16 protein-coding genes are annotated in these 19,815 nt (G+C 58.8%); 13 read left to right on the top strand and 3 right to left on the bottom strand.

Annotation, left to right across the window (positions count from 1 at the left end; translation table 11 throughout):
- Positions 1 to 102: 102 nt before the first annotated feature.
- The 3 genes from K1Y02_10785 to K1Y02_10775 all read left to right on the top strand — a co-directional run bounded on the left by K1Y02_10785 (position 103) and on the right by K1Y02_10775 (position 2,570).
- The gene (locus tag K1Y02_10785) at positions 103 to 828 is read left to right on the top strand and encodes a CDP-alcohol phosphatidyltransferase family protein (GenBank protein MBX7256839.1); all 726 of its coding nucleotides are present in this window, start codon (positions 103 to 105) and stop codon (positions 826 to 828) included.
- 84 nt (positions 829 to 912) lie between these two features.
- The gene (locus K1Y02_10780; GenBank protein MBX7256838.1) at positions 913 to 1,746 is read left to right on the top strand and encodes an FKBP-type peptidyl-prolyl cis-trans isomerase; all 834 of its coding nucleotides are present in this window, start codon (positions 913 to 915) and stop codon (positions 1,744 to 1,746) included.
- 122 nt (positions 1,747 to 1,868) lie between these two features.
- On the top strand, positions 1,869 to 2,570 hold the full coding sequence (locus tag K1Y02_10775; GenBank protein ID MBX7256837.1) for a M50 family metallopeptidase: 702 nt from the start codon (positions 1,869 to 1,871) through the stop codon (positions 2,568 to 2,570).
- An 826-nt stretch (positions 2,571 to 3,396) separates the two neighbouring features.
- Here K1Y02_10775 and K1Y02_10770 read toward each other — a convergent pair.
- Entirely contained in the window at positions 3,397 to 3,762 is a 366-nt protein-coding gene (locus tag K1Y02_10770; GenBank protein MBX7256836.1) for a response regulator, read from the bottom strand.
- A 180-nt stretch (positions 3,763 to 3,942) separates the two neighbouring features.
- Here K1Y02_10770 and surE point away from each other — a divergent pair, with 180 nt between their 5' ends.
- From surE to glmS, 3 genes are all read left to right on the top strand, one after another.
- Positions 3,943 to 4,695, top strand: coding sequence for a 5'/3'-nucleotidase SurE (gene surE / locus K1Y02_10765; protein ID MBX7256835.1), 753 nt, complete (start codon positions 3,943 to 3,945; stop codon positions 4,693 to 4,695).
- 16 nt (positions 4,696 to 4,711) lie between these two features.
- Positions 4,712 to 5,308: a DedA family protein gene (locus K1Y02_10760; GenBank protein ID MBX7256834.1), complete on the top strand. Its 597-nt coding sequence runs from the start codon at positions 4,712 to 4,714 to the stop codon at positions 5,306 to 5,308.
- Between the two features lie 118 nt (positions 5,309 to 5,426).
- Positions 5,427 to 7,262, top strand: a complete 1,836-nt coding sequence (gene glmS, locus K1Y02_10755) for a glutamine--fructose-6-phosphate transaminase (isomerizing) (GenBank protein ID MBX7256833.1) — start codon at positions 5,427 to 5,429, stop codon at positions 7,260 to 7,262.
- Positions 7,263 to 7,527: 265 nt separating this feature from the next.
- On the opposite strand, the gene K1Y02_10750 is transcribed toward glmS, so the two are convergent.
- Positions 7,528 to 9,708, bottom strand: coding sequence for a response regulator (locus K1Y02_10750; GenBank protein ID MBX7256832.1), 2,181 nt, complete (start codon positions 9,706 to 9,708; stop codon positions 7,528 to 7,530).
- Between the two features lie 643 nt (positions 9,709 to 10,351).
- On the opposite strand from K1Y02_10750, the gene K1Y02_10745 reads away from it, so the two are divergent.
- The 7 genes from K1Y02_10745 (at position 10,352) to K1Y02_10715 (ending at position 17,790) form a co-directional block, all read left to right on the top strand.
- Positions 10,352 to 10,735 carry a response regulator gene (locus tag K1Y02_10745; GenBank protein ID MBX7256831.1) on the top strand — a complete coding sequence of 128 codons (384 nt, stop codon included), beginning with the start codon at positions 10,352 to 10,354 and terminating at the stop codon, positions 10,733 to 10,735.
- Positions 10,736 to 10,738: 3 nt separating this feature from the next.
- Positions 10,739 to 11,260 carry an NADH-quinone oxidoreductase subunit NuoE gene (gene nuoE / locus K1Y02_10740; protein MBX7256830.1) on the top strand — a complete coding sequence of 174 codons (522 nt, stop codon included), beginning with the start codon at positions 10,739 to 10,741 and terminating at the stop codon, positions 11,258 to 11,260.
- Positions 11,261 to 11,286: 26 nt separating this feature from the next.
- A complete protein-coding gene (locus K1Y02_10735; GenBank protein MBX7256829.1) occupies positions 11,287 to 12,489 on the top strand; it encodes a dehydrogenase in 1,203 nt (400 codons plus the stop codon).
- 3 nt (positions 12,490 to 12,492) lie between these two features.
- A complete protein-coding gene (locus K1Y02_10730) occupies positions 12,493 to 14,424 on the top strand; it encodes a [FeFe] hydrogenase, group A (GenBank protein ID MBX7256828.1) in 1,932 nt (643 codons plus the stop codon).
- Between the two features lie 164 nt (positions 14,425 to 14,588).
- Positions 14,589 to 15,980 (top strand): [FeFe] hydrogenase H-cluster radical SAM maturase HydG, encoded by a 1,392-nt coding sequence (hydG, locus tag K1Y02_10725; protein MBX7256827.1) that lies wholly within the window; start codon positions 14,589 to 14,591, stop codon positions 15,978 to 15,980.
- A 44-nt stretch (positions 15,981 to 16,024) separates the two neighbouring features.
- Positions 16,025 to 16,288 carry a hypothetical protein gene (locus tag K1Y02_10720; protein ID MBX7256826.1) on the top strand — a complete coding sequence of 88 codons (264 nt, stop codon included), beginning with the start codon at positions 16,025 to 16,027 and terminating at the stop codon, positions 16,286 to 16,288.
- A gap of 80 nt (positions 16,289 to 16,368) precedes the next feature.
- Positions 16,369 to 17,790, top strand: a complete 1,422-nt coding sequence (locus tag K1Y02_10715; protein ID MBX7256825.1) for an aspartate ammonia-lyase — start codon at positions 16,369 to 16,371, stop codon at positions 17,788 to 17,790.
- Positions 17,791 to 17,925: 135 nt separating this feature from the next.
- Here the strand turns inward: K1Y02_10715 and K1Y02_10710 are convergent, their stop codons facing one another.
- A complete protein-coding gene (locus K1Y02_10710) occupies positions 17,926 to 19,641 on the bottom strand; it encodes an alginate export family protein (GenBank protein MBX7256824.1) in 1,716 nt (571 codons plus the stop codon).
- Positions 19,642 to 19,815: the final 174 nt, after the last annotated feature.

The raw sequence follows: 19,815 nt of genomic DNA, 5'->3' as shown, positions 1-19,815 counted from the left end.
GAAGCCCAAAGCCGAAATCGGGACTGACGCAAGCGGAGCGACCGCAGGGAGCGAAGACGTGTCTGTCCCAGATTTCGCGAACCTCTAACCGGAGACGATCCCGTGTCGAATAATGCTCGACCGCCTTCACCGGCCCAAACGCTTTTCGCGTGGTCGGTTCACGCGCTCACGGCCAGCGGTGCACTGGTGGGCTTTCTTGCCGTGGCGGCGGTATACCGCCACGAATGGGTCGCGAGTTTTGTGTGGCTCGTTGTGGCTACCGCAATCGATTCGTGCGACGGTTTCCTCGCACGAAGGGCTCGGGTTCACGACGTCTTGCCGCACTTCGACGGCGCACTGCTGGACAACATCGTCGACTACTTCACGTATGTTCTGGTTCCTGCCTTCCTGATACACGAAGCGGGGCTGCTGCCCGCGCAGTTTTCCCTGGCCGCTGTCGCGCTCATCGTGCTGGCATCTGCCTACCAGTTCTGCCAAGCCGACGCTAAAACCGATGATCACTACTTCAAAGGTTTCCCTTCCTACTGGAACGTCGTGGCCTTCTATCTCTTCTTCATGCAGCTTCCTTCCTGGACCAATCTGGCGGTGATTGTCGCGCTCGCGGTGTCCGTGTTTGTCCCCGTGAAATACCTGTACCCCTCGCGCGCGCAGAGATTTCGCGGATTGACCATCGTGCTCACCCTGATATGGTCCGCCCTTCTCATCGCTGTGCTCGCCCGATACCCTGGAGAGGCGCGACCGCTGCTTTGGGGGTCGCTGGTCTTCGTTGCCTATTACTACGCGATGAGCCTGTACATGACATTCGCTCGCCCATCCCCGCGCGACTGATGTCCGTTGCGCGAACGCGGATAAATCGCCCACACTTGGCGTCATCCTCGGAAAATGTGCGTCTTGCGGGCCTTTCCATGTACAATGCGCCCCCTTGCGCCCCGGTGGCCAGTGCCGCGGCGGCGCGCCCATTTCCAACTTCAAAGGAGTCCGTTCGTGAACACTCGTCACCTCGCCACGTTACTTCTCGCGGCATGCGTTTTCGTATTGCCCTGCTTCGCCCAGGATGCCGCAGCGCCGGCAGGTCTGGAATCGGAGATTCAGAAAGTCTCCTACTTCATCGGAAACCAGTTCGGAAAGAGCATCAAGAAGCAGGCGATCGAGCCCGACATGAAGGCATTGATGCAAGGCATTCAGGATGCTATCGATGGTAAGAAGATGGCGCTCTCCCAGGAAGAGATTCAGAAGACCCTCAAGGAGTTCGAACAGAAGCTGATGGCCAAGCAGCAGGAAATCCATAAGAAGGAGAGCGATACGAACAAGGCCGAGGGCGAAGCCTTCCTCGCCGAGAACGCCAAGAAGCCCGATGTGAAGACCACCGAGAGCGGACTCCAGTACATCGTCGTGAAAGAAGGAACCGGGGAAATGCCAAAGGCAACGGACACCGTGAAGACGAACTATCGCGGCACGTTGATCAATGGCGAACAGTTCGATAGCTCGTACGACCGCGGCGAGCCCGCGGAGTTCCCCGTCAACCGCGTTATCCCCGGTTGGACCGAAATCCTCCAGAAGATGAAGGTCGGTTCCACGTACAAGGTGTTTGTGCCGTCCGCACTTGCTTACGGTGAACAGGGCGCCGGTGGCGACATTCCGCCCAACGCGACGCTGATTTTCGACATAGAGCTGCTCGACATCGTGAAGCAGCCCGAGGCGATTTCCGTACCGACCGAACAACCGGCGATTAAGCCCCAGCAATAGAGACGAGCCAATAAGCGACTCTTCGCGGGACGGGCGGCCACACAACGGTCCCCGTCCCGCGCGCATTTTGGTGATGCCGCGTTCGATGACCGCGACGCCGCCCTATCTGCTACCATGCACGTATGTTTAGCCGTACCATCGACTGGCGCTCCGTCGCCACGCTTTCCGTTCTCGGGATTCTGTTGCTGCTTCTGTGGCGCACCCCAATTGTGTACCCGTTGCGTTTACTGACCGTCTTCTTCCACGAGCTTAGCCACGGCCTTGCGGCGATTGTCACCGGCGGCAGCATCGTCGGCATCCAGATTGTCCCCGCCGAAGGCGGACTCTGCGTGACTACCGGCGGCATGCCTTTCCTCATTGCCTCGGCGGGATACCTCGGCAGCCTGCTCTGGGGAGGCGCAATACTGATCGCCGCCGCCCGCGTCAAACGCGACCGCATACTCACCGTGATTCTTGGACTGATCCTGTTTGCGGTGACACTCTATGCAATGCGGCCCCTGCTAACATTTGGCATGCTGTTCGGCACGATTGCTTCCCTTGCCTTCATCGCAATTGGGCTTTACTTGCCCGATCCCGCCAACGACTTCCTGCTCAAACTCATCGGCCTCACCAGTTGCCTCTACGCCCCCGCGGATGTCTTTAGCGACATCCTCGCCCGCCCCGGCCTGCCAAGCGACGCGCACATCCTCGCGGAAATCACCGGGATTCCAAGCATCTTGTGGGGGTTGCTGTGGCTGGGGATTTCGCTGCCCGTGGCAGGGTGGTTTCTGATAGAGGCGTGCCGACGGAACGGCTACCCCACGCGAGAATCAATCTCCTCTTGACAGCACTTGGAGCCCATCATCATCTGTAATCCCGAGTCAGCAGACAGGCAATTCTGGCAGGGCGGCGCTGCCGAACAGGAAAGCTGAATTCAGTGTGTGGCAGGCATCTTGCCTGCCGTTTGATAGACACCTACGTAGAGCAGCGCTCGGTGGCATATGCCTCGATGGGCTCGGCACCACATAAGCGATAGTCGACAGGTCTACACTACGCCGCGCTCGGCGAGCGCTGCGCTACTCGGGAACCGACCCACGTGTCACCCCGTTTGGGCTAAGCTTCCCTCCTGTCTTCTCAACGATAGGATGTAGAGATTTCACGTCCCGCAAGTCCCTCGTTTCGCATCCGCGACCCCGCAAACGAGTGATTGCCACTTTCTGACAGTGCAACGAACTGACACTAATCATAGGAGTCATTCACGGGAGTCCAGTGCTTTTATCCTGCGTATCCTGTGTATCCTGTGCATCCTTGTTCAATAAAGAGTTTCTACAAGGATGCACAGGATGCCCAGGATTCGTCTTGTCGTCACGATTCACGAGAGGACCGCTGGCTTTGTTCATCTTGACAAGATGAGTAGCTACAAGAGACAACTCCATCAAGTTAGAAACTAGAGCTTATTTTGGCGTGTCATGCTGCGTCCGCCGCAGGCGGACTCGGGATGACAGTTTGGCTTCCAAATAGCATGGTTCTCTTCTAGCCGTGCTTCTATTTCGGCAAGCATAACGTGTTCAGCGTTGTATTGAGAGTTTCAGTCGGTAAATGCCTCTCGTGACTGTGATGCGCCCAATACAGGAGGACGGTCCAAGACCGAGTTCGAGAGACGATCCGAGCCTACGCCATCGAGGGCAGCAGCGCCCGGATTTCCTGTTCGAGGTCGTGGAGGGCGAGGGGTTTGGCGAGGATTTTCGATACGCCGAGGCTGCCAAGATCGGAAAGGCGCTCCTGGTAGCCAGTCAGGACGACGATGGGGACCTTGGGGTCGAGGTTGCGGATAGCCTCGATGGCGACCGATCCGTTCATGCGCGGCATGACAAGGTCCATCGTGATGGCGTCGTAGGATTTCGAGCGGCACAGGTCGACCGCAACGTCGCCATCGTCGGCAACGTCTACTTCAAATCCGCAGCCTTCGAACCACTTGCGTAGCGCAAGACGGATATACTCCTCGTCGTCAACGACGAGGAGGCGTGGTCGTTTCATTGCTGATGTCCTTCCCGTACGGAGTATACGAGGAAAATGGTGTTCTCATCAAGACCCGTACATCCGGCACAGTTTGAATTGCATTCCCGAAATTTGCTATATCTTCGAGGAAGTCTGTGCCGACGCACGGATTTCCCCAATGCTCTCTGAGTTCTCCACCGGCCCCGATTTGGAATCGCTGTGAAACCCCAAATCCTTGTAACAAACGACGACGGTATCCGCGCACCCGGCCTGGCGGCGCTCGTCCAGTGGCTTGAGCCGCTGGGCGAGGTCTCGGTGTTTGCACCCGACCGCCAGCAGAGCGCCGTGGGGCACGGCGTTTCGTTGCACCGTCCGTTGCGCGTTTATCCCTTTCAGGATAAATGGTTTATGGTGGACGGGACTCCCACGGACTGCGTAATGCTGGCCGTGCGCGACCTCCTGAAGACCCGGCCCGACCTTGTCGTCTCCGGAATCAACACGGGAGCTAACCTCGGGGACGATGTCACCTATTCCGGAACGGTTGCCGGCGCCTTCGAGGGGATGATGCTAGGCATCTGCTCGTTTGCGATATCGAATGTGTCGTATTCGCCGCAGCATATGGAGACGGCGGGGCAAGTGGCGCAGTCTGTCGCCAAGACTCTTCTGTCGCATAACCTGCCTGCCGATACCATGTTAAACGTAAACGTCCCCGATGTGCCGTACGAGGATCTGCAGGGTGTCCGCGTGACCAAGATGGGACGGCGCACGTATCAGGACGAGATCATTCATCGTCAGGACCCGCGCGGCGGGACGTACTACTGGATTGGCGGCGCGGAGCCGAGCCACATCACGGAGCCGGGCACGGACTTTGACGCCATCGAGAATGGCGAAGTGAGCGTCACGCCCTTGCACCGGGACATGACCAATCATGCAATGTTGAAGACGTTGGAAACGTGGGGATTCAAGCCATGAGGAACGCTGTCCGATGATGGCGCTGATCAAACGCCAGTACGACTGGGTCCTTAGTTGGGCGGAAACTCCCTACGGCGGATATGCCCTTTTCGTTCTCGCGTTCGTAGAGTCGAGTGTTTTCCCGATTCCACCGGACGTTCTCTTGATCGCATTGTGCCTCGGGCATCGGAAGTCCTGGTTCAAGTTCGGGCTGATCTGTACCGTGGGCTCATTGTTGGGCGGTATCTTCGGTTACATCATTGGGATGGGACTCTGGAGCGTGGTGGACCAGTTCTTCTTCACGTACATCCCAGGGTTCACGGAGGCTCAGTTTGCCAAGGTGCAGGGGTTGTACGAACAGTACGACTTCTGGGTAGTCTTCGTGGCGGCGTTTACGCCAATCCCCTACAAGGTCATCACGATCACGGCGGGTGTGTTCAACATCAATTTCCCGATGTTCGTGGTGGCGTCGCTGATTGGCCGGGCAGCGCGCTTCTATATTGTGGCGGCGCTGCTGTACAAGTTTGGAGAACCGATACACGCGTTCATCGAGAAGCGTTTCAATCTGTTGACGATCGCGTTCACGATCCTGTTGATTGGCGGGTTCATGTTGCTCCGCTATGTGGGGCATTGACGATAGAAGAGTGAAGAGAGTATCCGCGCGTGGCGCCGCCAGGTCGGACGACCCATCCCGGGCAACGAAATAAGGCGGCAAAAACGGACGCGAGTAACCGTAAGAGGAGACGAACGGTATGTGCGGTATAGTGGGGTACATTGGAAAGAAGAACGCCGTGGAAATCATCATGTCCGGTCTGCACCGGCTTGAATACCGCGGTTATGACTCGGCCGGCGTGGTGGTAGTCCGCGGCGGCAAGCTGGACTGCGTCAAGAGCGTGGGCAAGCTGAAGGTCATGGACGCAAAGCTCGAAGAGAGCCATCTGGAAGGACCGATTGGAATCGGCCACACCCGTTGGGCCACTCACGGCGTACCCAGCGAGCGCAACTCGCACCCGCACTTCGACGGTCCGATGGAAATCGCCGTCGTGCATAACGGCATCATCGAGAACTACCAGGAACTTCGCGCGGAGTTGACGGCGGAAGGTGTCGAGTTCCGCAGCCAGACCGATACGGAAACCATCGCGCACCTTGTCCGCAAGTACTACAAGGGCGACCTGTTCGCGGCGGTGAAGCGCGCGCTCAAAGACGTGGAAGGTGCGTATGCCATCGGCGTCGTAAGCAAGGACAATCCCGATCTGCTCGTGGCCGCGCGTCACGGCAGCCCGCTTATCGTCGGCCTGGGCGACGGCGAAGCCTTCATCGCGTCGGACGTGCCCGCCATCATGAAGTACACCCGCAAGGTGTTGTACATCGACAACGGTCAGGTCTGCGAGATCAAGCGCGACGGTTACAAGATTGAAGACCTGGACGGCAATCCCCAGCATCTGGAAGTAAAGACGGTGGACTGGGACGACTCGGCAGCAGAGAAGGAAGGGTATCCGCACTTCATGCTGAAAGAGATCAACCAGCAGCCCGACGTGATTCGCAACACGCTGCGCGGCCGCGTCACGGAAGGTTCGGACAAGGTCCAGCTTCCCGACATGCAGCTCACGGAGCAGGAGTTGAAGGATTGCGCGAAGATCGTGATCGTCTCCTGCGGTACCGCGTGGCACGCGGGCCTCGTGGGCAAGTACCTCATCGAGAAGTTCACGAAGGTGCCTGTCGAAGTCGATATCGCATCGGAATACCGTTACCGCGATCCGATCATTCCCAAGAACACCATCGTGATCCCCGTAACGCAGTCTGGCGAAACCGCCGACACGCTCGAAGCCATCCGCATTGCGAAGAGCCGCGGCGCGAAGGTCGTGTCCATCGTCAACGTGGTCGGTTCGAGCATCGCGCGCGAATCGCACGGCGTCATCTACACGCAGGCCGGTCCGGAAATCGGCGTTGCCTCCACGAAAGCCTACACATCGCAGATCACCGCGTTTGCGCTGTTCACGATTTGGTTGGGCGAGACGCGCGGCACGCTGACGAAGGCTGAGGGCAAAGAGATGATTGCCCACCTGCGCGCCATCCCCGACAAGATCCAGTGGGTGCTGGACCACCAGGAAGACGTGATCCGCTGCGCGAAGGATCCGAAGTACATGAACGCCCAGAGCGCGCTGTACCTTGGCCGCAGCTTCAACTTCCCGAGCGCGCTGGAAGGCGCATTGAAGCTGAAAGAAATCAGCTACATCCACGCCGAAGGCTACGGCGCCGGTGAAATGAAGCACGGCCCCATCGCGCTGGTCACGAACGAGTTGCCGGTGGTCTGCGTGGCTGTCGAAGGCGACACCTACGACAAGATGGTCTCGAACATGCAGGAAATCCGCGCGCGTTCGGGCATCGTGCTCACGGTTGCCACCGAAGGCGATGAAGGCATCAAGCACCACAGTGCCGATGTGCTGTACATCCCGCAGTGCTACGAACCGTTCAGCCCGATCGTCGTTGCGGTTCCGCTGCAATTGCTTGCGTACTACATCGCCGTCAACCGCGGCTGCGACGTCGACCAGCCCCGTAACCTCGCCAAGAGCGTGACGGTGGAGTAAGGCCGAACGCTCAAAGCGCGATTGCTCGCCTTGAAATCACAGGGGGCGTCTTCGGACGCCCCCTGTTTCGTTGAAGTGGATTGAGTTTGCGCAAAGTAGACCGTTGACTGCGAGAGGCAGCGGCATCGAGTGGATACCATGCCCATCACCTCCGCGCCGCCGGTCTCATCGAGACCGGCGCTACTCAACACGCTTTAGCAGTGACTGCTTCTTGTGCGGCATGCAACTTGCCTTTGACGGATGGGCGCCGGCAGGGAGAAGTGTATTAGCAGGCGCGGCGGCGGTTCTTCTTGGGGAGGTCAAGCATTTCGCGGACTTTATCGGCGAATACCGTCATCTGGAATGGCTTCTGAAGGAATGGAACACCCGGCGCCAGCACACCTTGGCCGATAATGAGTTCCTCCATGTGTCCTGACATGAACAGAACTTTAGTGCCCGGCCGGAGTTTCACAACGTGCTCCGCGAGTTCGCGACCGTTCATGCCCGGCATCACAACGTCTGTTACCATCAGATGAATCGTGCCTTCGAACGATTCGATAATCTTCAGCGCTTCTTCGCCGCTGCCGGCCTCGAGCGTTTCGTATCCGTCCATCTGAAGCACCTTGACCACCGGTCCGCGAACCATGTCTTCGTCTTCCACTACGAGGACCGTCTCTGTGCCGATGCGTAGGCTTCGTGTAACCGTGCCGACTTCACCCGCGGGGACTTCCTCTTGCGTGGAGGGAAGGTACACGCGAAATGCCGAGCCCTTTCCGGGTTCGCTCTCGACGACGATGCCACCGCCACTTTGCTTTACAATTCCATAAACCGTCGAAAGACCCAGGCCAGTCCCTTTATCTGCCGGCTTCGTCGTGTAGAAGGGCTCGAAGATGTGCGCGAGTACTTCCTCGCTCATCCCGCACCCGGAATCCCGCACTTCCAAGACGACGTATCCTCCGGGCGGCAGGCCGGTCGTTTCAGGATCGTACGAAGCGGTAATGGTTGTGCTCGCGGTAGACAGCGAGATACTGCCTCCGTCAGTCATCGCGTCGCGCGCGTTCATGACAAGATTCAGAATGATCTGCTCGACCTGGCCCGGATCTGCCTTGACATGATCCAGATCGGGGTGCAATTTCATCTCCAGCTCAATATCTTCTTTCAGCAGGCGCGACATCATTTTGTGCATGTCGGCAATGACGGCATTCAGGTCGAGCGCGCGCGGTTGAAGTATTTGCTTCCTGCTGAAGGCCAGCAATTGCCGCGTCAAGGCGCTCGCGCGATCCGCCGCGCGGCGAATATCCGCGACGTCGAACCGCGTGTCTTCGGAAAGGTCTTCGCGCGAGAGCATCAATTCCGTCGTGCCCAGAATTGCCAGAAGCAGGTTGTTGAAGTCGTGCGCAATCCCTCCAGCGAGTCGGCCGATAGCTTCCATCTTCTGCGCTTGAATCAACTGACTCTCAAGCTCTTTTGCCTTTGTCACGTCGATCATCAGAACCATGACGCCGGTCACGCTTCCATCGGTCTCGATGATAGGAGCCGTCCAGAATGCGAGCGTGATTTCAGAGCCGTCTTTTCGCTGGATCGTGAGTTCCTGCCCCGCCACTCGATTTCCCTCGAAACAGTTTCGCGCGAGGTCTTCGATTGGAGAGCCGTCAGTCGTATAGGTGCTTAAGCGAACGCCAAGCACGTCCCTGCGTGGGCACCCCAGAAGGAACTCTGCCGCGGGGTTCCACGTCGATACGCGCAGGCTTGGGTCGAACACCACAATCGCCGCGGGAGAGGCTTGCACTACGGCACGCAACATGGCGTACGTCTCGCGCAACACGCGCTCTGTCTTCAGGCGCTTATCGGAGTCGACCTGGTTGCGCAGACGCTCCTGGGTCTCGTGCAGGGCGCTTTCCGATTGCTCCACGGCACGGATGTCGTTAAGCACGGTATCCAGTCTGGATTCGGGGTCCAGGGATTCCAGGAATTCACCGGTTTGAATGTAGTAGCGATTGCGGCAGACTGCGCCGCGCGAATACACGGCAGGATACATGCGAAGCAGATCGATGGGATCGTAGCCCGGATACTGCTCTGTTTCCAGGGCTTCTAATAGAACGAGTTTATTTGTTTCACAGACTTCGCGGACACTCAACACCCTGTCCTGCGCCATTTGCAGAAACGTTTCCTGCGCGTCCGGCAACGTGGGGTTGACCACGACCACCCAGGTTTCCCGGCCCGGGGAGCCTGCGGTAAGACGGGACAAGGGCGTCCCCGACGAGTCGACCGTATTGGCGCGATCCGCGATGATCAGCGTGCCCGACAACATGGCGGCCTCGGCGTCCAGTCCGCAGCGCGAAAGGCCTTCAAGTAGAGATTCGGTGGGAACGCCATCTGTAACCAGGACACAGCGGCCCGATCGCTCGATTCCGGCGCCGACAAACTCGGCAAGGACAGCTTCTAATTCGGTTCGGTTTATGGACACGCTTCCGACTCGCGCGGGGCACGGAAGTCTCTTGAATTCTGTCAAACGAGGAACCCTCTCGCCTCATGTACTTCTACCGAGCAACCAACGAGTCCCTTCCTCACTCGTGGTACGCGTGGCGTCTCGCGACACTTACGCGGTCGGGGGAGCCCGATCCCGGACAGGGACGGAACGAGCACAGCCGACGGGGAGTTCGCACAGCATTCTCTCCGCCGTAGACCGGATTATAACAGATTATCCGCGAATAGGGTAGTCCGCAAATTCCGGTATTCTAGCAAATCCTTCACCAATCTACCCGGCCAGTCTATTTATCCCTGGAGAAGCGAAATAGTTACTTCTCCTAGGTAGCCTGACTCACTGGCTGCCCCCGGCTAGGGGAGCGAGCAATCGGCGCAGTGCAGAAAGGCTCAAAAAGGCGGCCTGCGCCGGAGGTTTCTTGCAAGATGAAAGTGCGAAAAACGGCAGTGAAGAACAAGGGGCTTGAAATTTGCCGAGAGTTATTGTATAACGGGTATAGAAATCGTGAAAAAAATCACGATTTTTTCGGGCGGTTGGTAGTTCCTCGGTCCGTCCGGGCGTCTTAAAGGGGGTTCCGTTTCCAGGTTTGTGTAGGCAACTATATGCCAAATAAGGAGTTGGGGGTATGGCAAAGATCCTGATCGTCGACGATGATCCCGACATCACGGAAGCCGCGTCTCTCTTTCTCGAGAAGGAGGGCTATGAAGTCGCCAGTGCGCACGACAAAGCTTCCGGGATGGCAGCCGTAGAGTCATTCAAGCCGGATCTCATCATCTTGGACGTGATGATGGAACAACCGGACGACGGAATGACGATGGCACAAGAACTTCGCCGCAAAGACTTCAAGTCACCCATTCTCATGCTGACCAGCATCGGCATGGTGACGGGCTTGCAGTACGGCAGTGACGACGACCTTGTGCCTGTGGAGGAATTCCAGGAGAAGCCCGTCGAGCCCGCCACGCTCATCGCGAAGGTGAAGCGCCTTCTCGAAAAGAAGAAGGAGGGGTAGTTGATGTTTCAGACCCAACAAGACAAGCTCAACCAGGACATCCAGAGATGGGGAGACGAGTTCGGGCGTACGCGCAGCGCGCTGATCCCCATTCTGCAGGAGATACAGGCGAAGTATTTCCACGTCTCCGAACACGCCATGCAAGTGGTCGCGAACATGCTCGACATTCATCCGGTCGAGGTATACGGCGTGGTCTCCTTCTACAGTTTTCTCGACCATCGCCCCAAGGGGAAGTTCATCATCCGGCTGTGCCGCACCCTTTCCTGCGCGATGCAGAACAAAGACCGGGTCGCGCGTCAGCTTGAGAACGACCTGGGCATTTCGTTTGGCGAAACGACGCCGGACGGCCGGTTCACGCTCGAGTGGGCGAACTGCATCGGCATGTGCGACCAGGGGCCCGCGATGCTCGTGAACGATCACGTGTTCACGCGCGTGACGCCGGACAAGGTCCACGACATACTCGATGGGTGCAGGCGGGCCTTTGGGGTGTTCGCCACGGAGAAACGGCAGGAGTACCTCGTATGAACGTAACGCTGGATCGGGCTGCCGGCATGCACAATACCAAGACGGGTCCGCTGACCTTCGGCAGCGCAAGAATCAACGCGGGCCTGCAACACGCCGTTAAGAAACACCGGAGCGAAATCATCGCCGAAATCAGCGCGTCGGGCATGAAGGGACGCGGCGGCGCGGGCTTCCCCACGGGCGTCAAATGGAATTTGGCGGCGGCCGCAAAAGACGAACACAAGTACGTAGTCTGCAACGCCGACGAAGGCGAGCCGGGCACCTTCAAAGACCGCGTCATTCTCACCGAGTACGCGGATCTCGTGTTCGAAGGCATGTCCATTGCCGCGCTCGCAATCGGCGCAAAGCACGGCATCATCTACTTGCGCGGCGAATACTCGTATCTTCGTCCTCTTCTGGAAGCCATCTTGCAGCGCAGGCGCAACGAGGGGCTTTTGGGCGAAAACATCCTCTCTCGCGAAGGGTTCACGTTCGACATCGAGATTCGCATGGGCTCCGGCGCCTATGTGTGCGGTGAAGAAACCGCGCTCATCGAGTCGCTGGAAGGTCACCGCGGCGAACCTCGCAATCGTCCTCCATACCCCGTAGACACGGGTTATCTCGGACATCCCACCGTGGTGAACAACGTCGAAACGCTCGCGTGGGTCGCGTGCATCCTTGCGAAAGGCGCGCACTGGTTCAAGAGCATTGGAACGGACAAGTCCACGGGGTTGAAGCTGTTCAGCGTATCCGGCGACTGCGAACACCCCGGTGTGTACGAGTTTCCGATGGGCATCAGCGTGGCCGACTTGCTGAAAGAAGTCGGCGGAGAAGATGCGAAGGCGGTACAGATTGGCGGCGCGTCCGGCCATTGCGTACCGGCTTCGGAATTCGCGCGCACCATCGCCTATGAGGACATCCCCACGGGCGGTTCCATCATTGTGTTTGGACCCGATCGGGATATGGTAGACGTCTCGCGCAACTTCTTGGAGTTCTTCGTGGAAGAATCGTGCGGCCAGTGCACCCCGTGCAGGGTGGGCTCGGCGAAGCTGTTGGAGGGTGTGGAGAAGCTCTCGAAGGGCGCGTGTTCCATGCAGTATCTGCGGGAACTTCGCGGCCTCGGCGAGACCATGCAACTCGCCTCCAAATGCGGCTTGGGCCAGTCCGCGCCCAACGCGTTTCTTTCCATCGTTGCGCACTTCAAAGACGAACTCATGGGCCGGATTGCCGCGGCTCCCGGTGAGAAGGAGTAAACCATGTCCGATTCCACTACATTCGGAAAAGACGTTTCTCGCGCGCCCGTTAGCCAGCGCGGGCAGACGATTGATTTAAAGGGCGCCGACTCGCAAGCAATCGGCGCGAAAGTGACGGTCGATATCGACGGAAGGACTGTCAAAGTGCCTGTGGGCACGACCATCCTCGAGGCATGCAAGCAGTTAGGGATAAAGATCCCCACCTTGTGCCACCACGAGGATCTGTGCGTGGCGGGCGTGTGTCGTATATGCGTCGTCGAGGTTGACACGCAGCGCGCACTCCAGGCGTCATGCGCGTTTCCCATCACGTCGCCGATCAAGATCAAAACGCACACGCGCAAAGTGCGTCAGGCTCGCCGGCACATCCTTGACCTGCTGCTGTCCGATCACTACGGCGAATGCTATGCGTGCGCCCGCAACAACAACTGCGAATTGCAGAGCCTTGCCAAGGAATACGGCGTGGACTTCTTCCGCTTCGGGCACCCGACGGAACCGAAGTACGAGATCGATTGCTCCAGCCATTCCGTGGTCCGCGACATGAACAAGTGCATTCTGTGCCGCCGCTGCATCCGCACGTGTATCGACTTCCAGGAAGTCGGCGTGTTGGAAGTGGAGAATCGCGGCGCGGAAACGCGCGTCGTTACGTTCATGGACAAGCCGCTGGGTGAGGTGGTGTGCATCAATTGCGGACAGTGCATCAACCGGTGTCCCACCGGCGCGTTGCGCGCCAACGATCCCACGGATGACGTGTGGGCGGCCATCGACGATCCAACCAAGCACGTGATCATGCAGACGGCGCCCAGCCCGCGCGCGGGCATCGGGGAATGCTTCGGGCTCCCGCCCGGACGCGCCCTGACCTTCGAGATGAACACGGCGCTGCGCCTGTGCGGGTTCGACAAGGTGTTCGACACGAACTTCACGGCGGACCTCACGATCATCGAAGAAGGCACAGAACTCCTGCTGCGCTTGAAGAAGGCGCTGGTGGACAAACAGCCGGTCGCGCTGCCGCAGCTAACGAGTTGTTCGCCGGGATGGGTGAAGTACCTGGAGCACTTCTATCCCGACATGATCGACAATCTGTCGTCCGCGAAGAGTCCGCAACAGATGTTTGGCGCGTTGATCAAAACGTATTACGCCAAGCTGAACAAGATCGATCCGAAGGACATCGTATCGGTTGCGCTCATGCCGTGCTCGGCCAAGAAATTTGAGTGCAACCGCCCCGAGATGTGCGACAGCGGTTACAAGGACGTGGACTACGGCCTGACGACCCGCGAACTGGGGAAGATGATCAGCGAAGCGGGTATCTACCTGCCGGAGTTGGAGAAGTCTGACTTTGACGATCCGTTCGGCACCGCTACGGGTTCCGGCGTGATCTTCGGAGCGACGGGCGGCGTCATGGAAGCGGCGCTGCGCACGGTGGTCGAACTGGTCACGGGGAACAAGGTCGAGAACTTCTTCGACCACGCGGAGATCGTCCCCGTGCGCGGTTTCGAAGGCATCAAGTACGCGGAACTTCCGATTAAGGAAGTAGGACCCGTGCCCGACATTCTGAAAGGGTTGTTCAAGGATTGGAAGTGGCTCAAGGGCGCGACCCTGAAGGTGGCCGTGGCTCACGGAACCGCATACGCCAAGAAGGTTATGGACGACGTGAAGGCGGGCGGCAAGTTCAGTGAATGCCACTTTATCGAAGTGATGGCGTGTCCGGGCGGCTGCCTGGGCGGCGGCGGCCAGCCGATTCCGACCAGTCCGGCTATCCGCGCGGCGCGCGCTGAAGCAATCTACAGTGAAGACCGGGCGTACTCGGTGCGCAAGTCGCACGAAAACCCTGCCGTCACGAAGGTGTATAATGAGTACTTGACAGACGGTCCCTGTGGGCACATCAGTCACAAGCTGTTGCACACCCACTATACGGCCCGAGGCAAGTACATAGAGTAACCGAAGGGACAGCTGCAGTCCGGCTGTTTATTGTGTCGCATAGGCCTCATCGGGACAGGCCCAGCGGAAACGGAAGGCTTTCGCTGGGCCTGTTGGAACTTTATTTCGGGATGAGGCCGTGTGTGGCAGGCTCCATAGAAATAGAAAAGGTACGGTGATTTCTGATGAATACGACAGATACGGTTCCTATCGACGAAGAACGAATTGAGGCGACCCTGCAACACGGCGCAAGAAAAGACGCGGCGTGTGTGCGTGAAGTCTTGGCAAAAGCGTTCGAGCTTAAAGGACTGAACGCGGACGACGTGGCCACGTTGATGGCCGTGAGCGACCCGCAGTTGCTGTCCGAACTCTTCGACACGGCGCGTCGCGTCAAAGAAGAGATCTACGGGCGGCGCCTCGTTCTCTTCGCGCCCCTCTATGTCTCCAATCTCTGCAACAACGAGTGCCTGTATTGCGCGTTTCGGAAGACAAATACCGACGTGAAGCGGCGCGCGCTCACGCAGGAAGAGATTGCCAACGAAACGAAGATCATCATCGATCAGGGGCACAAACGCATTCTGCTCGTGGCAGGCGAATCGTATCCCGATGAGGGGTTCCCGTATATCCTCAAGTCTATCGAGACCATCTACTCTGTCAAGAGCGGGCGCGGCGAGATCCGGCGCATCAACGCGAACGTTGCGCCCCTGACCCTGGAAGAATTCGAAGAGCTGAAGGCGTCCGGCATCGGCACGTATCAGTTGTTCCAGGAAACGTATCACCGCCAGACCTACGCGAGAGTGCACACGTCCGGCAAGAAGGCGGATTTCGACTGGCGCGTCTCTGCAATGGATCGCGCCATGGAATCCGGGATCGACGATGTGGGCGTGGGCATTCTGTTCGGGCTGTTCGATTGGCGCTTTGAGGTATTGGCCTTGATGCAGCATATCGAACATCTGGAAAAGAAGTTTGGCGTCGGGCCGCACACCATCAGTGTTCCGCGGCTCGAACCCGCCGTCGGCTCGAACATGGCCTCGCATCCGCCGCACCCTGTTTCCGACGTTGACTTCCGGAAGCTCGTCGCGATCCTTCGTTTGGCGGTGCCCTACACTGGCATCATCATGTCGACTCGCGAGACACCCAACATTCGCCGTGAGACGTTCGCGGTGGGTGTGTCGCAGATCTCCGCAGGCAGCCGCACGAATCCCGGCGGCTACGCCGAAGAAGAGTACGACGGCAGCCAATTCTCGCTCGGCGACCACCGCTCTCTCGATGAAGTCATTCGAGATATCGCCGAACTGGGGTACATTCCTTCGTTCTGCACGGCCTGTTACCGCCTGGGGCGCACGGGGGCCGATTTCATGGATCTTGCGAAGCCGGGCAAAATTAAGGATCATTGCGACGTCAACGCGCTCAGCACATTCCTGGAGTATCTCGAAGACTACGGGACGCCCGAGACGAAAGCGATCGGCGAAGCGTGCATCAAGCAGACGCTTCAGCGGTTTACCCCGTCTCGGCGGAACGTCTCCGAGGGCATGATGGAACGCGTGAAGAATGGCGAGCGCGATGTGTACGTGTAGCAGGATCGGAAATACCGTGCAACGTGAAGGGGGAATCGAATTCCATGGATAACCATTATATTCTCGGGGTGCATATCACGAACCGCGTCAAGAACGCGCGCGTGATTCAAGATTTGTTTTCTCAGTACGGCTGCAACATCAAGACGCGCCTCGGCCTGCATGAAGTCGACAAAAGCTTTTGCTCGCCCAATGGACTCGTCATTCTCGAGATGTTCGGCGAGGTGAGTCTGATTCAAGAGATGCGCGACAAGTTGAAGGCCGTCGAGGGTGTGCAAGTGCAGGAGATGATCTTCGACCATCCGAAATAGGGATGGCTTTCAGCAGCCCACGGATCGGCCTCCGGGAATCCGCGGCGGTCCGGAGTCTATCGCCAATTTCATAATCCACAATGGACACGACACATTCACATCGCGCGGAACATGACCTGTTAGGCGGCGTTTCCGTGCCCGCCGACGCTCTTTATGGCGTGCACACGGCGCGGGCGCTGGAGAATTTCCCCCTGGCGGGCCGTTCCGTGCATCCAGAGTTGGCGCGCGCGTTCGGCGTGGTCAAACTGGCATGCGCGTTGACCAATCACGCGCTCGGCGCGTGGGCCGCGGACCCGTCCAAGGCCGACGCCATTCTCCGAGCGTGCCGCGAGTTGGCAGACGGTTCGCTGGTCGAACACATCGTGGTCGACGCGCTGCAGGGTGGCGCGGGCACGAGCACGAACATGAACGCGAACGAATCGATCGCGAATCGCGCCCTCGAACTGCTGGGGCTGCCGCGCGGCGCCTACGACCGCGTGTCGCCGCTCGACGACATCAACCTGCATCAATCCACCAACGACACCTACCCCACGGCGTTGAAGCTGGCGGCAATTCGCCTGATCAAGCGTCTTGAGGAACGTGTTGTCGCGTTGCAGGAAGCCTTTCAAGCGAAAGAGAAGGAGTTCGCGCACATCGTCAAGGTGGGACGCACGGAGATGCAGGATGCCGTGCTTACGACGTTGGGCCGCGAAATGGGCGCGTATGCCGAAGCGTTCAATCGCGACCGTTGGCGCATCTTCAAGTGCGAAGAGCGGCTTCGCGTGGTGAACCTCGGCGGCACGGCCATCGGCACCGGCCTTGCCGCGCCGCGCCAATACATTTTCCGCGTAGTCGACACGTTGCGCGAACAGACCGGCATCGGTTTCGCGCGCGCGGAGAACCTGGTCGAAGCCACGCAGAACGCCGACGTATTTGTCGAGGTCTCCGGCATACTCAAGGCGTGCGCCGTGTCGTTGCTGAAGGTGAGCAGCGACCTGCGGCTGTTGTCTTCCGGGCCCGAGGCTGGGCTTGGCGAAATACGGATTCCCGCGCGGCAAGCCGGTTCGTCCATCATGCCGGGAAAAGTGAATCCGGTGATTCCGGAAGCGGTCAGCCAAGCCGCCATGCTGGTGATGGGCCACGATGCCGTCATTGCCCACGCATGTTCCCGCGGCGACCTCGAACTCAATGCCTTCCTCCCGCTGGTGGCGAATTGTCTGCTTGAGAGTTGCGACTTGCTCGCCAATTCGTGCGACATTCTGCGCAAGCACTGCGTGGAAGGAATCGAAGCCGATGAAGCTCGGTGCCGCGCGCACGTCGAAAGCTCAACCGCCATCGCCACGGCGCTGCTGCCCGCATTGGGCTACGACCGCATGTGTAAGGTCGTGACGCAGGCGAAAGACAAGGGCAAGACCATCCGCGAGATCGTGCTGCGTGACGGACTCCTAACCTCCGAACAGTTCAACGATCTCATCACCCCCGAGGCCGTTTGCCGATTGGGAACGCCCGACCTGAAGCGTTAACGCGCGTTCCGATGTCCTCGACCGCACGCCGGTTCTGACACATTGCCCACCACGCATTTTGTCCTCACCAAAAACAAGACCGGCGAGGGGGGCACCCTCGCCGGTGTGGATACTGCTAGGTCTCGCTGAAGCGGCTTATTTCTTCGTGCGGTATTCGATCTGGTGCAGGTCGACCGCGCGGCCTGGACCGCCAAACTTGATACCACTGTCGATCACGAAATATGTGCCGTCGTCGCCGTTGAGGCCGCCGGTGAATTCAAGGCCGTTCCGGTGCAGGAAGGACCCGTCTTCAAGCGCATCGCCGGTGAACAGGTGCTCGACGCCCAGCGCGATGTAGAAGTCTTCGGAGTAGTTGTAGCGCAGCCACAACAGCACCGTGGTGCCGATATCGTCGGAGCCTTCCTCGGAGAGGAAGCTGAGCGCGGGCGCAAGCGGAACGCGGAAGCGCCCGACCTTCCACATGGCCGGCATCTCGAACGGTTCATCGACCCACCACTTCGTGGCGGTGATGGATGCCGTGACAGACTCCGTCAACTGCGTCTCCGCGCCAACGCGGATGTGCTTGAAGTTCGACATGTCCTGACCGACATCGAGCGTCCAGCTATAGACCGTTCCGGAGAACAGGCGGTTGAACGACATGCTCGAATCGGGGCGATCGATCGGATTGATCCAATCGAGGAAATCCACTTCGCGGTTGTCTTCGCCGGACATCCAAGCGCCGCCTACCTTGACGCGCGGCTTCATGAAGATGTTCTCAAACGTGTGACCGACTTCCACGTCGACGCCCCACGCGTCCATGCGCGCGCTGTCGTCGCCGTAGGCGAATCCATTCGGAACGAACCGCGAGCCGACCGCGTCCATCTCGCCAAACTGATAGGCCGCTTCGATGTCGTAGTCCCAGCCCATCGCTTCGCCCCGTAGGCGCGTGCCTATGGTGTGGAGGTACGTCGGATCGTAGTTGTCGCGGCCGAAGAAGTCCTCGAACCATTCGACGGGAGCGGAAGCGTTGGTGTCGTTCAGGCTACGGCCATCGCGGACCAGGAAATAGTAGGCGGTCGCGTTCAGCCAATCGAAGGGCTTGAAGGTCGCGTGCGCGCCGTAGAAATCGACATCGCCGTCCTGCTCGCCTACGCCGCCTTCCGCGAGCTTGGTTGCCCACGCGTCGATTTCCCACAGGTCGCCGTGGTACATCAGACGGACGCCGTCGAACGTGATTGCCAGCGTACCGGAAATGTAGTCGCTGACCAGCCACCGCTTGTCAATCGCGAGTGGTTGACGGCCGATACGCAACGTCAGAGGCGTGTCGAACAGGTTCTCCACGTCGATGAAGGACTGCGTAATCTCGACGTCCGTTCCCGTGTTGGCCCGGAAGTCCGCGCCCGTAATGTAATCGGACCGGAAATCGTCGCCCCACAGGTCGAAGGATTCGACAACTATCGTTGCATTGACGTGATTGGTGAAATCGGCGTTAACGTTCAGAAGTGTCTTCTGTTCGACGATTTCGCGGTCGGTGACGCGCTCGTCGAAGATGTACCGGCTTCGGGTTCCGCCCAGACCGATCGGCCTCCTGGGCAGGAAGAATGTCGGTACCCGATCCAAGGACAAGCCGCCCGGCAGCGTGTCGTCGTACACGTTGTGCCAGTAGCGCGCCCGCAACCGGATTTCTCCGCCAACGGTGACGTTCTGTAGCTCTGCCTGAGCGTCAACCACCCCAGCGAACGACGCCATTTGCCCGACCGGCGTCAACGAGCCTACGGCGCATAGGCCAAAATGCAGAATGGCTCCCAGCGCCATTCCCGTGAGAAGCATCCCCACTATGCTTCTTCGTGAACCTACAGTGCTCCCCTTCATGGTCCCTCCTTCCGCGCATTCCCTAAACGTAAGTAATTAAAACAAAGGCCCTTAAGTCGGCGACATTCCTCCCACGGCTTGCCATGTCGCCGGGTATTCCCTGCGAGAAGCAAGTTTAGCGCGGCTTTCTTAGTTTCGCAAGTATTTATTTAGATAGGTGCCCGTGAACTAGCA

Source organism: Candidatus Hydrogenedentota bacterium (assembly GCA_019695095.1).
Taxonomy (GTDB): domain Bacteria; phylum Hydrogenedentota; class Hydrogenedentia; order Hydrogenedentales; family SLHB01; genus JAIBAQ01.
This window is presented reverse-complemented; position numbering and strand designations above follow the sequence as displayed.

Bases quoted from the DNA above. Each gene is read 5' to 3' on its own strand.
- K1Y02_10745 (MBX7256831.1), top strand. From the start codon at position 10,352: ATGGCAAAGATCCTGATCGTCGACGATGATCCCGACATCACGGAAGCC.
- hydG (MBX7256827.1), top strand. From the start codon at position 14,589: ATGAATACGACAGATACGGTTCCTATCGACGAAGAACGAATTGAGGCG.
- K1Y02_10715 (MBX7256825.1), top strand. From the start codon at position 16,369: ATGGACACGACACATTCACATCGCGCGGAACATGACCTGTTAGGCGGC.
- K1Y02_10780 (MBX7256838.1), top strand. From the start codon at position 913: ATGCGCCCCCTTGCGCCCCGGTGGCCAGTGCCGCGGCGGCGCGCCCAT.
- K1Y02_10720 (MBX7256826.1), top strand. From the start codon at position 16,025: ATGGATAACCATTATATTCTCGGGGTGCATATCACGAACCGCGTCAAG.
- K1Y02_10775 (MBX7256837.1), top strand. From the start codon at position 1,869: ATGTTTAGCCGTACCATCGACTGGCGCTCCGTCGCCACGCTTTCCGTT.
- K1Y02_10730 (MBX7256828.1), top strand. From the start codon at position 12,493: ATGTCCGATTCCACTACATTCGGAAAAGACGTTTCTCGCGCGCCCGTT.
- K1Y02_10770 (MBX7256836.1), bottom strand. From the start codon at position 3,762: ATGAAACGACCACGCCTCCTCGTCGTTGACGACGAGGAGTATATCCGT.
- K1Y02_10760 (MBX7256834.1), top strand. From the start codon at position 4,712: ATGGCGCTGATCAAACGCCAGTACGACTGGGTCCTTAGTTGGGCGGAA.
- K1Y02_10735 (MBX7256829.1), top strand. From the start codon at position 11,287: ATGCACAATACCAAGACGGGTCCGCTGACCTTCGGCAGCGCAAGAATC.
- glmS (MBX7256833.1), top strand. From the start codon at position 5,427: ATGTGCGGTATAGTGGGGTACATTGGAAAGAAGAACGCCGTGGAAATC.
- K1Y02_10710 (MBX7256824.1), bottom strand. From the start codon at position 19,641: ATGAAGGGGAGCACTGTAGGTTCACGAAGAAGCATAGTGGGGATGCTT.
- nuoE (MBX7256830.1), top strand. From the start codon at position 10,739: ATGTTTCAGACCCAACAAGACAAGCTCAACCAGGACATCCAGAGATGG.